Source organism: Paraburkholderia sediminicola (genome assembly GCF_046027355.1).
Taxonomy (GTDB): Bacteria; Pseudomonadota; Gammaproteobacteria; order Burkholderiales; family Burkholderiaceae; genus Paraburkholderia; species Paraburkholderia sediminicola_B.
This window is the reverse complement of the sequence record NZ_JAQQEK010000033.1, coordinates 75888-88881: the sequence shown is the minus strand read 5'-3', so window position 1 is coordinate 88881 and position 12994 is coordinate 75888. Positions and strand designations below refer to the sequence as shown.

Below are 12994 nucleotides of genomic sequence, written 5' to 3'. Positions count from 1 at the left end.
AGTCGTATAGTGGCCGTGAATATCGATGATCATCGTTACTCCAACAGTTGATTCGTTTATCGGGCGATGCCACGCATGGCGCCGCCCGATGACTTTCTCAGTGCGCCACAGTCGGCTGCACAACCGGCTCGCCGGTCCTCGCCCGTTGCGCGAGCATGATGGCGAGTGCAGCCAGTGTTGCGGGTACGGCCAGCATCGCCAGAATCGCGCCGAACTGCCAGCCGAGTCCGAGCAGCGCGCCGCCGATGGCGGAGCCGAAGATGCTGCCGAAGCGGCCCATACCGAGCATCCAGCTGACGCCGGTGGCACGCGCAACTGTCGGGTAACGGCCTGGCGCGAACGCATTCAACCCCGTCTGCGCGCCGCTCATGCAGAAACCCGCCGCGAACACCAGCAAGGCCAGCGACGACGACAATGCGCCGATCCATGCGAGTGCGAGAACGCACAGCGCGCCACCGAGGTAAGCCGCGCTGATCACGCGCGCCGGCCGCACCTTGTCCATCACCCAACCCACAAGAATGGCGCCGATCGTTCCGCCGATCTGGAACATCGCCGTGACGTTAGCGGCCGAAGTGACTGTCAAGCCTGCGTCTTTCATCAACGTGGGCAGCCAGCCCGTCAGCAGATAGATGACGAGCAGACCCATGAAATAGGTCACCCAAAGCGCCGCCGTCATGAAGCCGTAGCCTTGCGAGAAGAGCACGCCGATCGGCTTACGCGTGGGCAACGGCGGTTCGTTGGAAACGAATACCTCGTCGCCGGTAAAGCGCGCACCGCATACCCGGCCGAGAACCGCGCCGATACGCGCCGGCGATGCGCCGCGCACCGCGAGCAGGCGGGCGGATTCCGGCAGCAGCCACACTTGCAACGGGATCAGCGCCAACGGCAGAGCACCACCGAAAATCAGAACCGAACGCCAGCCGTGGACGGGAATCAGCCAGCCGGCCGCAAAGCCGATCAATGCCGAACCCAGATTGAAGCCGGTGAACATGATCGTGATCATCAGCGAGCGCTTACGCTGCGGCGCGTACTCGGACAGAAGCGTCGTCGTATTCGGCATCGCGGCGCCGAGGCCGATACCCGTCAGCAAGCGCAGCGCCGCCATTTCCATGGGCGAGTGCGTGAACGCCGTCGCGATGGTGAAAATGCCGAAGAGGAAAACCGAGGTAATCAGAACCCACTTACGCCCGATACGATCCGAAGCCGGGCCCGCCGCCAACGCGCCGATGACGAGTCCCAGCGGCGCCGCGCTCATCACGAGACCGAATGCGGGCCGTGAAATCCCCCAATCGTGGATGATCGAGGGCGCCACAAAGCCCATGATCGCCACGTCCATGCCGTCGGCCGTCACGATGAGAAAGCACAGCGCAACCAGTAACCACTGGTAGGCCGAAATGGCTCGCTCGTCGATAAACGCCTTAATGTCGATCGCTTTTCCGTTTGTCATCGATTTACTCCTGTCTCCTTGCTTTGGCGTACTGACGTAGTTGACTGTGTTGTTTTCCGTCACGCCATGCTTCTATCGAGTCCGATACTCCGCCTAGTGGCAAAAGCATCGGCGCTGTGAATTCGTCGTTCAGCTCTTTCCTTTTTTTGCGTTGTCCCAATCGAGTTTGCCGGCGGTTTTCCCCGCCACCGAGTACAGTGCGCCGGGCGCGTTGCGGGTGCGTTGGAAAGCCTCCAGCGTTTCGCCGCGCATGGCGGCATAGATGTGCAGATTCGACACGCCTGTTACAGCGCCGAGCTTTTCGAGCATGAAAAAGATCACGCCGTAGTGCAGCAGCGCGCGCCAGTCACGGCGGCGGATCAGGTCGCGCTCTTCTTCACTCAACCCGGCCGCTTCGAAGCTGGCTTCCGGATCGTTCAGAAACGCTTCGCGATGAGCGGGCTCGACCATCCGGTGAAGGTAATCGTTGATCCGATAAGCGCGCACGGCGACTTCGATCGAGAACGGATAGGTGCCCTCGAGTTTCTCGACATCGGTGAGTTGAACCGCCATCCGCTGCCGGTGACGTTCGACGACGGAAGGCTTCGTCTCATTCTCTTCGCCTTCGTAGATCGCGGTCGCGATGCCCGCCATCGACGGAAGGTAGTAGCTGCGATGCTTGCAAACGACGTTGGACGACAGTGCGCCTCGCATCGTCAGCCACATGATCACTTCGGCGCCTTCGAAGCCGCCCAGTTCCGCATATTCGGCAATCGTCATGTCGGCCAGTTGCTCGGGGTCGTTCTCGAACAGATCGAGAAAGCGCTGGTCCCATTCGGTATTGTTGAAACCCGCACGCTCTCCATGCACCTGATGCGACAGACCACCTGTTGCGACGATCGCGACTTTGAGATCTTCGGGGTAGCTCTCGATTGCACGTCGCAACGCTTGCCCAAGCTTGTAAAAGCGTCGCGCGCTCGGCACCGGCAGTTGCAGCACGCCCATTTGCAGCGGCACGAGCTTCACCGGCCATTCGGGCTTGTGCGGGCAAAGCATCGACAGCGGCGAAAAGCAGCCATGATCGAGCGCCTTGTTCTGAAAGAACGACATGTCGAACTCATCCGTCATGAGCGAGGTGCCGATGTGCGCGGCCAACTCCGGATGGCCCTTGATCGGCGGCAGATCGCGAGCGCCGCCCCCTTCGTCAGCCACGCTCCACTCGGGTCCCACGCCTAACGTGAACGCGGAATAGTGGTCGAAGAAAAACGAAGTGACATGGTCGTTGTAGATGACCAGCAGCACGTCAGGGCGCTTGTCGGCGAGCCAGTCGGCCAGCGGCGCGAAGTTTTCGAAGATGGGTGCCCACACGGAATCGTCACGCTTGTCCTTATCGAAAGCAAAACCGATGGTTGGTGTGTGCGAGGCAGCGATGCCTCCAATGATCCGTGCCATGCCTGTACTCCTTCAAAAACTCATTTGGACCGCCGGCGCAACGAATTCAGACAGCGGGTGCAGAAGCGCCGCGCAAGCGCTGAGCCTAAAGCGCTTCTCGCCGGCTGGTAGAGAATGCGTGCGTCTCGGGATACAAAGGTATGAATTACAGGGCCGCGCAGGAAGCGCGGGTAAACCATGAGTAAGTGGCTTGGAAGTGCCGTTACGCTTTCCATCGCTTGATCTGACGATATGGGCAAGCCGCGCCCCGTAAAGCGTTTTCGGGATCCCGTGTCCGCTCCGCTCCGCGAACCGGTTTCACTGCCTTTCAGATCGCGATAAACAAAACAGATGGGGCTAAATTGAAATCGCAAACTGCCGAACGCACGGCGCCAGCACGACGAGATCGCAGATACGGTAGTAAATGGGGAACGGGCGCGTGGATGACTTGATAAAAGGACATATCCAGCGCGATGGGATGAGTGAACCGCTCAGAGGGGGTAAGCTTGCCGTCGATTTGCGATATTGAACCGGGCGGCGCCCCCGGGTTTTTCCTGGTCTTAAGCTATGTCGATGCCGGCGTCGCCGGATCGTCGTAGGAGTATGTCCAACTTCTCTAATGAAAGGAGAACACACCATGGCTACCGGAACCATCCATCTCCACCGCGTCTTGCGCGCTACGCCCGAACGCATCTATCGCGCCTTCCTCGAACCGGATGCGATAGTGAGGTGGCTTCCTCCGTACGGGTTCACCTGTCAGGTCCACCATATGGATGCCAAGGTCGGTGGCACTCACAAGATGTCCTTCCGTAACTTCGGCACCGGCAACAGCCACTCGTTCGGCGGCGAGTATCTCGAACTGGTGCCGTTCGAGAAGATCCGCTACTCGGACCGTTTCGACGACCCGAACCTGCCGGGCGAGATGCAGGCCACCATTTCATTGCGGCAGGTGTCGTGCGGGACCGAACTCACCGTTTTGCAAGAGGGCGTGCCCGAGGTCATTCCTGTGGAGATGTGCTACCTCGGTTGGCAGGAGTCGCTTGTTCAGTTGGCGAGGCTGGTCGAGCCCGAGATTCCTGACTGACGACGCGTACGCCAGTGTGCGCTCCGTGGCTCGAGGTGCCTACAGGCGCGCTCAGTCAAACTCGACCTCCGCCTCGCATTCCACAGGCACATTGAGCGGGAGCGCCACGCCGACTGCCGACCGGGCATGCATTCCGATGTCCGGTCCAAACAGCTCAAGGATCAAATCCGAGAAGCCATTTGCGATCCGTGGCATCTGGTCGAAAGCTGGCGCTGCGTTAATCATCGCAAAGACGCGTACCCACGCTGTAATGCGATCCAGGTCGCCGAGCGCTTTCTGAAGACTAGCCAATTGTGCGAGCGCTACGAGGCGTGCTGCTGCGTAGCCTTGGTCCGGCGAAACTTCGGCGCCGACTTGACCGACGGGTTGTGCGATCGTCCCGTCGGCGTTGAGCGGCACGTGGCCCGAGACAAATGCTCGTGTGCCGCTCACGCGCACCCAGGCGAATGGCAATGACATGCGTATGTTTGCTGGCATCTGTAGCGGCTGCGGCAAGGTCAATCCCATTTGCGCCAGCTTTGCTTCGATTCTTGCCATTGCCGTCTCCTCGGAACCTGCGAAGAAGTGATCGCCTGAGACCAATTGACCGATAGACCATTAACCGCTTCAAGCTGAACCGCGACATCGAGCTAGGCGGATCGTCACTCGAGTTCGATCGGCTGTCCATGCGGCGTGCGGCGCGCTGCTGCGTCCCATGCGCTGCGGCGGCGCAGAAGCGAGTCGTCGGTCACGAGTCCCTTGATCGTGCTGATGCGCTCCAGTGCTGTCAGCCAATGCGAGTAGTAGGTGTCGCCGTGGTCTGCGTCACCGGCGGCCTGCGCGTCGCGGATTGCCTCGTTCAAGCACGTTGCCCACTCGGCCCAGGTGAACATGCCGCGCTCGTGTAACGCCAGCGTCATGGCAAACGCCTGTGCTTCCCACGGCGCGTTGAAAACCGGCCCTGCGTTGTCGCAAGGCAGCGCTGGCAACGCGGCGCGCAGTTCGGGCAGTTTCGTCAGTGCATCAGTCATGGCGCCGGCGGCAGCTCGAGATACGGCTCCCAGCAATCGACGCACACCGACGCCGCAGTCGTATCACGTCCCCAAAGCTCCGCACTGTCGAAGCGCACGGTATAGAGCCATTGCGGTTGCTCGCCCTGGCCGATCGCGTTGGCATCAGGAAAGACATGCGTGCCGTGCACGGCAACAATGCGCCCGCGTTTGCCCCGACAATAACGCGGCAAACGAGTATGCGATGAGGGGTTGATTTGACGAGCCTGTACCCAATCGCCAACGGCAAACTTTGCTTCCACGGCTGCGGGCCGGTCGACGGGACCGCCCCGGAACAGCGCCGCCGATACGTCTTTGGCCATCAACACGCGCGGAACCGGCACCGCTTGACTCCTCGACTCGCCTGACTCGATTTCGTCGGCCGTAGCAAGGCCTGAGCTCAGGATGAGTTTCTTCAAACCCTCGAACCAGATCTGGTAATAGCTGCTGGAAAGGTATTGCGCCGGCGGCAAACTCTCTCGCGCCGCGCGCGACATATCGATGTTCCACTTACCGATTGCGCCCATGGCCAGCGTGATCGCGTGCACCTTGCGCTCCCAGTCAGCGTGAAAGGGCGAGATGTCGTTATCGGGACTTATCGGACCGAAAGCCTGCATGCCACCGAGATCCTGCGCGCCGTTCATGGTGTCCCCCGTGTCGACTCAGGAGTCTTCGGCAATCCCGTGCCGATCATCGAATCACGTGTTACCAGTTCAGCTAGCGCCTCTTCAGAGAAGTCATCGGTTCCGTGCGGCTGCATAGGCAACACGAGGTATCGAACCTCGGCAGTGGAATCCCACACGCGAAACTCGACTTCCGCGGGTAATTCGAAACCGAACTCCTTCAATACGCCCCGGGGATCGATGACGGCACGCGACCGATAAGGTGCCGATTTGTACCATACCGGTGGAAGTCCGAGCACAGGCCACGGATAGCACGAGCACAATGTACAGACCACCATATTGTGTACGGCAGGCGTGTTTTCCAGCACGATCATGTGCTCGCCCTGTCGGCCCGTGTAGCCGAGCGACGCGATCGCTGCAGTGGCGTCGTCGAGTAGCCATTGTTTGTACGCCGGATCACGCCACGCCTTTGCGATCACGCGGGCACCATTGCGCGGCCCGACTTTATGCTCATAGATTTCGATGAGTATGTCCAGTGCTTGTGGGTCGACATACCCTTTCTCGACTAGCAGGGATTCCAACGCACGGACACGCAGATCCATCTCCGACAATGCACTGCCGTGGTGGTCGTGAGTGTCGGTATGCGGGTGCGCGTGGTGATCGCCATCTGGATCGTTACCGTTCATCGCCGTTCACCGCGAACAATGCTAGAGAGAACAAGTATGGTTCGTGCGGGGTGCAAATGCAAACTTGGTCGAGCGTGATGCGCTGGGCGTAGGTCGCTCTCGGATTAATGCTTCCTGCGGTAGTGATTGGGGGGGGGTTGCGCCGGGTCAGTGCAGGAGCCGACCGAGTACTTCGCGGGACGCCTGATTTAGCCGGTCTAAACTTCAGCGTCGCGTTGGCGCACATAGTAACGGCGGGCTTTTGCACGGTTCCCGCAGTCGCCCATCGAACACCAACGCCTGTTCTGCGCACGACTTTCATCCACGAAAAGCCATCCACAGCCCCGGTCGTCCTGACACTGCTTCACCTTATGCGAATGCGGACCGGTTAGCAGCGCCAAAGCCGATATGACCACAGGCATGAGCAGAACACACACGCCATTCGCGTGCCCGTCGGCGCTCCATAAATAGCGCCCTCGCTGGACTGATAGCTGCATGTCTGGCGTGCCTGCATTGAGCAACTGAGACAGAAGCGAAAGGTCGGCTTTCGCTGGGGCCTTGTCCAACGCCGCGCTCTGAAGCGCCCGGTAAATCGTCTCGCGCAACGATAAAGCAGTCTGATATCCGCTTTCGGCGAGAACAGGATCGCCCTTCCATTGAAGCGACAACGCGCGCAAAAAACCCGCATCGAACAGTCGGGCCGCGGCAAACCACCGAAGCAGAGCCTCAGCGGATGGCAAACGTTCTTCCTGCTCATCGGACCGGCGCCATGCAACGGTATTGACGAACCGAATGGCCAACTCCTCGTCGACATGTGACGCCCTGCGCGGCCGAGCTTCTTCATTCTGGACGGTCATGCTAAATGCCTCTTGTAAATCCGTCTTGAAAGTATAACCTGTTAATCGGTTATACAGACCAACGAACGGACCCGTTATGTCGACTCGCTCGCTACTCGCGTTCTCTGCCATTTATCTCGTTTGGGGGTCGACCTATCTTGCCGTTGCGATCGGCCTGCGCTCGTTCCCACCGATGATTCTGATGGGAACACGCTGCGTGATCGGCGGTTTGATCCTGCTGGGGTGGAGCCTGCTGCACAATCAACGCCTACCGTCCGCTCAGTTACTGATTCATGGCGTCGCATGCGGCCTGCTTTTCTTCGTCGGCTGCCACGGCGTTCTGGCAATTGCGCAACAGCATGTGCCGTCAGGAATCGCCGCCGTCATTCTGGCGACCATTCCGTTCTGGATTGCCATGCTGCGCTTTTTGCTTCCGCGAGAGCGCCGTCCTGTGCCGGCCACGATTTGTGCACTGGGTGTAGGTTTTGCCGGCGTCGCCGTCGTCGCGTGGGCAGCACCTTCGTCAGGGTCGCACCGAATGGAGTTGCCCTGGCTTGCCGCGTTGCTCGGCGCAAGCCTTTCATGGGCACTCGGAACGGTCCTGACTCAGCGACATAAGGGCAAGATTCCCGCGCTTACGCTAGCGGGGGTCGAACTGTTAGCGGGCGGCGTGACGCTCGCTGTGTTGTGCGTGATAACCGGGGAACTACGCGGCTTCCGGGTCCAGGCAGTCTCAGCAGACTCGCTTTTTGCGCTTGCCTATCTGACTCTCGCAGGAACTGTCCTGTCATTTGCCGCGTATGTCTGGTTGCTCGACCGCGTCGATCCGACGCTGGTCGCGACGTACACTTTCGTCAATCCAGTGATTGCGGTGATACTGGGGTGGGCTTTTCTTGAGGAACGTCCCACCGCTGGGATGCTGGTGGGCGCACCGTTGATTGTAGGAGCCGTCGCTACCGCCTGGCTAATCGATCGGAAACAGCAAATCGTGAAAAATGAAGCAGGCGTTTCACGGAGATAGGTGATCACTGTCGTGCGTCGGAGCGGCCCGCATGCGCAGGCCGACACGCGGCCGCCGCGGCCGCAGTTTCAGGCCTTACTGACCCGAAGCATGTGTCCTGAGAAACGCCACATAGCCGTTCTGGGTCTTGAGGATCTTTTCGGCGCACTTGTCATAGTCCGAACCTTTCGCGTTCTCAGGCCCATACATGCCGCGGCACTGCGCAAAGAGAGTCAAGGTCGCGCCCGAACCCTTTGCCGCACGAGTCGCCGAAAAGGCAACCTTGCCCGAACCACTCGGCACGTCGGTGTCGATTGCGACCGCATCCGCGCGCGTCACGGCCGTATCGGAATGCTGCTCGATATAGCGTTTCGTCAGCGCCCAAGCGGCGTCGCAGTTTGCCGGGTCGCAGTCGACCGCCGCATTGCGTTGGGCGGCGACAAGGTTGGTTTCGTTGTGGAGGAACTTCTGCTCTTGCTGCTCCTGCTTTTCGGCAGACGAGCAACCAGTCAGTACTAGCGCAACGAGCGCAAAGGCAGCGATCTTTTTCACGAGTCGAATTCCCATAGCCATGTTCGAGCGCGATTATAGCTGCGCGCCGGACGCGTTCGCGGATTCGCCCGAACGGCTTGCGCCGGTATTGCCGCTTCTCACTTCACAAAGGCAACCGCAGCGTGGTTATGATTTGTTCGGCCATTGCGGTCATTCGCGATTCGTCGTTTTGATTATTCAGCGAATGGCCGCTTCCGGGCGGCAGGCTCCAGGCATCAGCGCTGTACCGACGCCCCGGCACCGCCATCGAATAGCGCTAGCAATCCGTCAAGACCTTGCAGTTGCCAGTCGGGTTTCTGGCCCATTTCCTCGAAGACATTGCCGCTACGATTGATCCAGCATGTCGGAAAGCCGAAATAGCGTGCCCCCGTTGCGTCCCACGCATTCGACGACACGAACAGGATCGACGTTCGAGCGAGCCCGAACGCCTGCTCCGCAAGCAGGTAGGCGCGGTCGTCCGGTTTGTACACGCGCACCGGGTCGACGCTCAGCAGATGGTCGAACTCCGCGCGAAGTCCCGAGTTTCCCACCACGGCGCCGATCGAATGAGGCGAACCGTTGGACAGCACCGCGAGCTTCAGTCCTCGCCGACGCAATTCGCGCAGCGTACCCGGCACTTCAGGGAACGGCTGCAGGCGCAAGTACGCATCGCAAAGCGTCTTGCAGGTTTCGTCATCCAGATCGAGCCGAAGGTGCCGGCAAGTAAAGCGCAACGCGTCTTCCGTCGCCTGCTCGAAGGTGACGTAGCGGTTCATCAGACTCCGCAGCCACGTGTATTCGAGTTGCTTCTGTCGCCAGAGCGTGCTGATCTCACGTCCGCGCCCTGGAAATTGTTGATCGCACCGCGCCACCACTGAGTGGACATCGTAAAGGGTGCCGTACAAATCGAATGCAATCGCTTTGATGTGCTCCATATCACGCCTCCAAAACAAACCGCTGTGCAACGCTGAATCGCTCACCACGTTACGTCACTCGCCTTGCTGCTCCTTGAGCCGCTTCCGGTGAGCGGCAACCTTCGCGCGGTTCCCGCAAATTGCCATGCTGCACCAGCGGCGCGCGTGACCTCGCGTGTGATCGGCAAACATCAACGTGCAGCGCGGACCTTCACATGCCTTCACGTGCGTGAAGTCCTCGTCACACACCAGGTTCGCCAATGCTTCGGCGATGGGCATCAGCAATGACTCCGGCGACTTCCAACGCCGACTCGTCCGGAGTTCAAAAGGCGACGCCTCGCCCGTCGCATTGGCGACGATTTCGCCATATCGATCGTCCCGCTCGAGCAGTTGGTTCAGCGGCGCGAGTTCGCGCAAATCTCTCGCGGTCAACGGCCGCCCCTTCCTTTTCTGTGCAAATCCCCTGAACCACTCGCGCAGCGCGCGAGCCTGCGCCGCAACGGCGTCGAGTTCGGCCGGCGTGGACTGCGCTCGCAGTGCCGCGAGCGCGGCGCGCGGGGCCATTCCAGCCTGCTCCAGCCAGGCCAGCAATCCGCCTCCATCGCTGATCCAGTCGACCTGTTCATCCACGGGCGTCGCGACCGAGTTCAGGAAATCGAGGCCCGGCGCGTCGGCTACGAATATCGCGGGAATCTGACGATAGTCCATTTTCTTTGTAATCAATGTGCAATGACGATGTCAGCATCGTAACCACTAAAAATGCACTTGACAAGTTACATCTCAAATCAGTAACCTTTAAAACAACGTTAGACAGGTTACATAGACACGGCGAACTTGGCCGCATTTCGCAAGCAGCATTCACTATCTTCAAAGGAGCGGGACATGTCTTCTGGCAATGTGAGCGCGGTGCTGGTGCACGGCGCATGGGCGGACGGATCGAGCTGGAGCAAGGTGATCGAGGGTCTGAAGCAACAGGGGATCAATGCAGTCGCGGCTCCGCTGCCGCTCACGTCGCTGAGTGAGGACGTGGCCGCGCTCGAGCGGACGCTGGAACGGATCGAAGGCGCGGTGGTGCTGGCCGGCCATGCGTATGCCGGCGCCGTGATCGGCTCGATCCGGTCCGAAAAAATCAGGGCATTGGTCTACGTCGCCGCGCTGGCGCCGGATGAAGGAGAAACGGTCGGTGACGTGTTCTATCGCGGCGAAACGCATCCGCTGGCGCCGACACTCGCGCCGGACCGACACGGATCGATATGGCTGCCGCAAGAGGCGTTCGCCCAGGCGTTTGCGCAGCACGCGACGCCTGAGGAGTTGGCGGTGCTCGCTGCGGTGCAGCGTCCAATTTCCGTGTCGTGCATTGGCGAAGCGGTCGGGCGTCCGCTGTGGAAAGACCGTCCAAGCTGGTTCCTGGTCGCCGAACAGGACCGGATGATCAATCCTGACACCCAGCATTTCATGGCAGCGCGCATGAATGCGCACGTGCGGTCGTATCAGACCGACCACACGCCGATCGTGACGGCTCCCGGCGCTGTGACGCATGTCATCGCCGAAGCGGTCCAGTCGGTTTCCGCTCGCTAACGTTATCCGCGAGTTCTGTGCGATCTGCGATACCCACATCGCACGGCGCCTTTCGTGACCCGTTCAACTCTGTTCCCCTCAGGAGGGAAATCATGACTTCAATCGCCTATCGTCACGCCGACGTCGACGGCTTCAAAGTGTTCTACCGTGAAGCCGGCCGCCCAGGTGCCCCAAAGCTGCTGCTCCTGCACGGCTTTCCGAGTTCGAGCCATATGTTTCGGGACCTGATTCCGAAGCTCGCCGACCGTTTCCATATCGTCGCGCCGGACTTGCCCGGCTTCGGTCAGTCCGACATGCCCAGCCGCGACGATTTTGCTTACACGTTCGACAACATCGCCAACGTCATCGAGCATTTCACCGAGGTGATTGGCTTCGACCGTTTTGCGGTCTACGTATTCGACTACGGCGCGCCGACCGGTTTCCGCCTTGCAATCCGACATCCCGAGCGGATCACCGCGATCATTTCGCAGAACGGCAACGCCTACGAAGAAGGACTGAGCGAAGGCTGGAATCCTATCCGTGCGTATTGGCAAGACGCCTCGCCGTCGAATCGGGACGCACTTCGCGCACTGCTCACACACGAAACGACCGTCTGGCAGTACACGCACGGTGTGCCCGACACGGCATCCGTGTCGCCTGATGGCTACTCGCTCGACGACTTCTATCTGAGCCGGCCGGGTGCGCACGAAGTACAACTCGATCTGTTCCGCGACTATCAGAGCAACGTCGCGCTGTACCCGGCATTCCAGCAATACTTCCGCGCGCATCAACCGCCCTTGCTCGCCGTGTGGGGAAAAAACGATCCCTTCTTTCTGCCCGCCGGCGCCGAAGCATTCAGGCGCGACATCCCGGGGGCCGTAGTGCACTTCTTCGATACCGGCCACTTCGCGCTGGAAACGCACGCCACGGAAATCTCCGCAGCCATTTCGGACTTCCTCGACCACTGACATATCCGAAGCACTGAACCGCGCTTCATTCAACCAATCAGGAGAAGCAACATGTCCAGCAAAGTCGCCATTGTGACGGGCGCAAGCCAGGGTATCGGTCGTTCGACCGCCATCAGACTGGCGCGGGATTTTGATTCGATCGTACTCGTGGCGCGCAACCGCGCGAACCTCGAAGAAACCGCTGTCGAGGTGAAGAAGGCCGGCGCCGAAACGCTTGTTATCGACGCCGACCTCTCTGAGCCCGACGCTGCGCAGCAGGTCGTCGACCGGACGCTCGCGACGTTCGGGCGGATCGACGCCTTGCTCAACATTGCAGGCGCCGTGCCGCAGATCGATGTGCTCGAGATGACCGACGAGCAATGGGAGCGCGGTCTCGCGCTCAAGCTGCACGGCGCGCGACGATTGACTATCGCGGCGTGGCCGGCGCTGAAGGAAAGCTCAGGATCGGTCGTGCTGATGTCCGGGAATTCGGCGCTGTTTCCCAAGGCGCCCTATGCGGCCGTGGGTACGATCAACGCGGCGATCGTGGCGCTCGCGAAAGCGTTCTCGGATCGCGGCATCGCCGACGGTGTGCAGGTCAACAGCGTGCTGCCAGGGCCCGTGATGACCGGCCGGCGACGCTCATACCTGGAGCATTGGGCGCCGCTGCACAACATGTCCGTCGAAGAAGCGACGGCAAAGTTTCCCGTCGAGGCCGGTATCGCGCGTTACGGCACGCCGGAGGAGATTGCCGCGTTGATGGCGTTCGTCGTGTCGCCTGAGGCCCGCTGGATGACAGGATCGACCTTGCGGATGGACGGTGGAGAAGTGAAGTCGATTTGAGTCCCGAGCCGCGACGCTCGCGTGTCGCGGTTTATCGTTTAAGCGGGGCCTAAAACGCTGGGTGTGAGGATTCAATCGCGAATGCGTCGGGAGCGCGTGCGCCTGTTCG

Annotated in this window: 15 protein-coding genes; 5 read left to right on the top strand and 10 right to left on the bottom strand. The window is 60.4% G+C overall.

Features of this window, described 5'->3' with window-relative positions; genetic code table 11:
* Window positions 1-97 precede the first annotated feature (97 nt).
* Together PQR42_RS36985 and PQR42_RS36980 are read right to left on the bottom strand one after the other, a co-directional pair.
* A complete protein-coding gene (locus PQR42_RS36985; RefSeq protein ID WP_408388467.1) occupies window positions 98-1447 on the bottom strand; it encodes an MFS transporter in 1350 nt (449 codons plus the stop codon).
* A 129-nt stretch (window positions 1448-1576) separates the two neighbouring features.
* Window positions 1577-2878, bottom strand: a complete 1302-nt coding sequence (locus PQR42_RS36980; RefSeq protein ID WP_408388469.1) for a gallate dioxygenase — start codon at window positions 2876-2878, stop codon at window positions 1577-1579.
* A gap of 616 nt (window positions 2879-3494) precedes the next feature.
* Here PQR42_RS36980 and PQR42_RS36975 point away from each other — a divergent pair.
* Window positions 3495-3941, top strand: coding sequence for an SRPBCC family protein (locus PQR42_RS36975; protein WP_408211227.1), 447 nt, complete (start codon window positions 3495-3497; stop codon window positions 3939-3941).
* Between the two features lie 51 nt (window positions 3942-3992).
* Here PQR42_RS36975 and PQR42_RS36970 read toward each other — a convergent pair whose 3' ends face one another.
* The 5 genes from PQR42_RS36970 to PQR42_RS36950 form a co-directional block, all read right to left on the bottom strand.
* Complete coding sequence (locus PQR42_RS36970; RefSeq protein ID WP_408388471.1) at window positions 3993-4478, bottom strand: RidA family protein; 486 nt, start codon at window positions 4476-4478, stop codon at window positions 3993-3995.
* Between the two features lie 104 nt (window positions 4479-4582).
* Window positions 4583-4951 (bottom strand): nitrile hydratase accessory protein, encoded by a 369-nt coding sequence (locus PQR42_RS36965; protein ID WP_408388473.1) that lies wholly within the window; start codon window positions 4949-4951, stop codon window positions 4583-4585.
* Window positions 4948-5613: a nitrile hydratase subunit beta gene (nthB, locus tag PQR42_RS36960; protein ID WP_408388475.1), complete on the bottom strand. Its 666-nt coding sequence runs from the start codon at window positions 5611-5613 to the stop codon at window positions 4948-4950. Before nthB ends, PQR42_RS36965 begins: the two co-directional genes overlap by 4 nt.
* Window positions 5610-6278 carry a nitrile hydratase subunit alpha gene (gene nthA, locus PQR42_RS36955; RefSeq protein ID WP_408388477.1) on the bottom strand — a complete coding sequence of 223 codons (669 nt, stop codon included), beginning with the start codon at window positions 6276-6278 and terminating at the stop codon, window positions 5610-5612. Before nthA ends, nthB begins: the two co-directional genes overlap by 4 nt.
* A 197-nt stretch (window positions 6279-6475) precedes the next feature.
* A complete protein-coding gene (locus PQR42_RS36950) occupies window positions 6476-7114 on the bottom strand; it encodes a CGNR zinc finger domain-containing protein (RefSeq protein ID WP_408388479.1) in 639 nt (212 codons plus the stop codon).
* A gap of 76 nt (window positions 7115-7190) precedes the next feature.
* Here PQR42_RS36950 and PQR42_RS36945 point away from each other — a divergent pair, with 76 nt between their 5' ends.
* Entirely contained in the window at window positions 7191-8114 is a 924-nt protein-coding gene (locus PQR42_RS36945; protein ID WP_408211243.1) for an EamA family transporter, read from the top strand.
* A 75-nt stretch (window positions 8115-8189) separates the two neighbouring features.
* Here PQR42_RS36945 and PQR42_RS36940 read toward each other — a convergent pair whose 3' ends face one another.
* The 3 genes from PQR42_RS36940 to PQR42_RS36930 all read right to left on the bottom strand — a co-directional run bounded on the left by PQR42_RS36940 (window position 8190) and on the right by PQR42_RS36930 (window position 10246).
* A complete protein-coding gene (locus PQR42_RS36940; protein WP_408388483.1) occupies window positions 8190-8645 on the bottom strand; it encodes an META domain-containing protein in 456 nt (151 codons plus the stop codon).
* Between the two features lie 215 nt (window positions 8646-8860).
* Window positions 8861-9559, bottom strand: a complete 699-nt coding sequence (locus PQR42_RS36935) for a haloacid dehalogenase type II (RefSeq protein WP_408211248.1) — start codon at window positions 9557-9559, stop codon at window positions 8861-8863.
* Window positions 9560-9613: 54 nt separating this feature from the next.
* Window positions 9614-10246 (bottom strand): CGNR zinc finger domain-containing protein, encoded by a 633-nt coding sequence (locus PQR42_RS36930; protein ID WP_408211250.1) that lies wholly within the window; start codon window positions 10244-10246, stop codon window positions 9614-9616.
* 174 nt (window positions 10247-10420) lie between these two features.
* Between PQR42_RS36930 and PQR42_RS36925 the strand changes: the two genes are divergently transcribed.
* The 3 genes from PQR42_RS36925 (at window position 10421) to PQR42_RS36915 (ending at window position 12885) form a co-directional block, all read left to right on the top strand.
* Window positions 10421-11116, top strand: a complete 696-nt coding sequence (locus tag PQR42_RS36925; RefSeq protein ID WP_408388485.1) for an alpha/beta hydrolase — start codon at window positions 10421-10423, stop codon at window positions 11114-11116.
* Between the two features lie 92 nt (window positions 11117-11208).
* Window positions 11209-12063 (top strand): alpha/beta fold hydrolase, encoded by an 855-nt coding sequence (locus PQR42_RS36920; protein WP_408388487.1) that lies wholly within the window; start codon window positions 11209-11211, stop codon window positions 12061-12063.
* Between the two features lie 51 nt (window positions 12064-12114).
* A complete protein-coding gene (locus PQR42_RS36915; protein WP_408211259.1) occupies window positions 12115-12885 on the top strand; it encodes an SDR family oxidoreductase in 771 nt (256 codons plus the stop codon).
* Window positions 12886-12994: the final 109 nt, after the last annotated feature.

Coding starts and splice junctions, on each gene's coding strand:
- PQR42_RS36950 (WP_408388479.1), bottom strand. CDS start 7,114: ATGACCGTCCAGAATGAAGAAGCTCGGCCGCGCAGGGCGTCACATGTC.
- PQR42_RS36965 (WP_408388473.1), bottom strand. CDS start 4,951: ATGACTGATGCACTGACGAAACTGCCCGAACTGCGCGCCGCGTTGCCA.
- PQR42_RS36930 (WP_408211250.1), bottom strand. CDS start 10,246: ATGGACTATCGTCAGATTCCCGCGATATTCGTAGCCGACGCGCCGGGC.
- PQR42_RS36985 (WP_408388467.1), bottom strand. CDS start 1,447: ATGACAAACGGAAAAGCGATCGACATTAAGGCGTTTATCGACGAGCGA.
- PQR42_RS36970 (WP_408388471.1), bottom strand. CDS start 4,478: ATGGCAAGAATCGAAGCAAAGCTGGCGCAAATGGGATTGACCTTGCCG.
- PQR42_RS36945 (WP_408211243.1), top strand. CDS start 7,191: ATGTCGACTCGCTCGCTACTCGCGTTCTCTGCCATTTATCTCGTTTGG.
- nthA (WP_408388477.1), bottom strand. CDS start 6,278: ATGAACGGTAACGATCCAGATGGCGATCACCACGCGCACCCGCATACC.
- PQR42_RS36920 (WP_408388487.1), top strand. CDS start 11,209: ATGACTTCAATCGCCTATCGTCACGCCGACGTCGACGGCTTCAAAGTG.
- PQR42_RS36975 (WP_408211227.1), top strand. CDS start 3,495: ATGGCTACCGGAACCATCCATCTCCACCGCGTCTTGCGCGCTACGCCC.
- PQR42_RS36980 (WP_408388469.1), bottom strand. CDS start 2,878: ATGGCACGGATCATTGGAGGCATCGCTGCCTCGCACACACCAACCATC.
- PQR42_RS36915 (WP_408211259.1), top strand. CDS start 12,115: ATGTCCAGCAAAGTCGCCATTGTGACGGGCGCAAGCCAGGGTATCGGT.
- nthB (WP_408388475.1), bottom strand. CDS start 5,613: ATGAACGGCGCGCAGGATCTCGGTGGCATGCAGGCTTTCGGTCCGATA.
- PQR42_RS36935 (WP_408211248.1), bottom strand. CDS start 9,559: ATGGAGCACATCAAAGCGATTGCATTCGATTTGTACGGCACCCTTTAC.
- PQR42_RS36925 (WP_408388485.1), top strand. CDS start 10,421: ATGTCTTCTGGCAATGTGAGCGCGGTGCTGGTGCACGGCGCATGGGCG.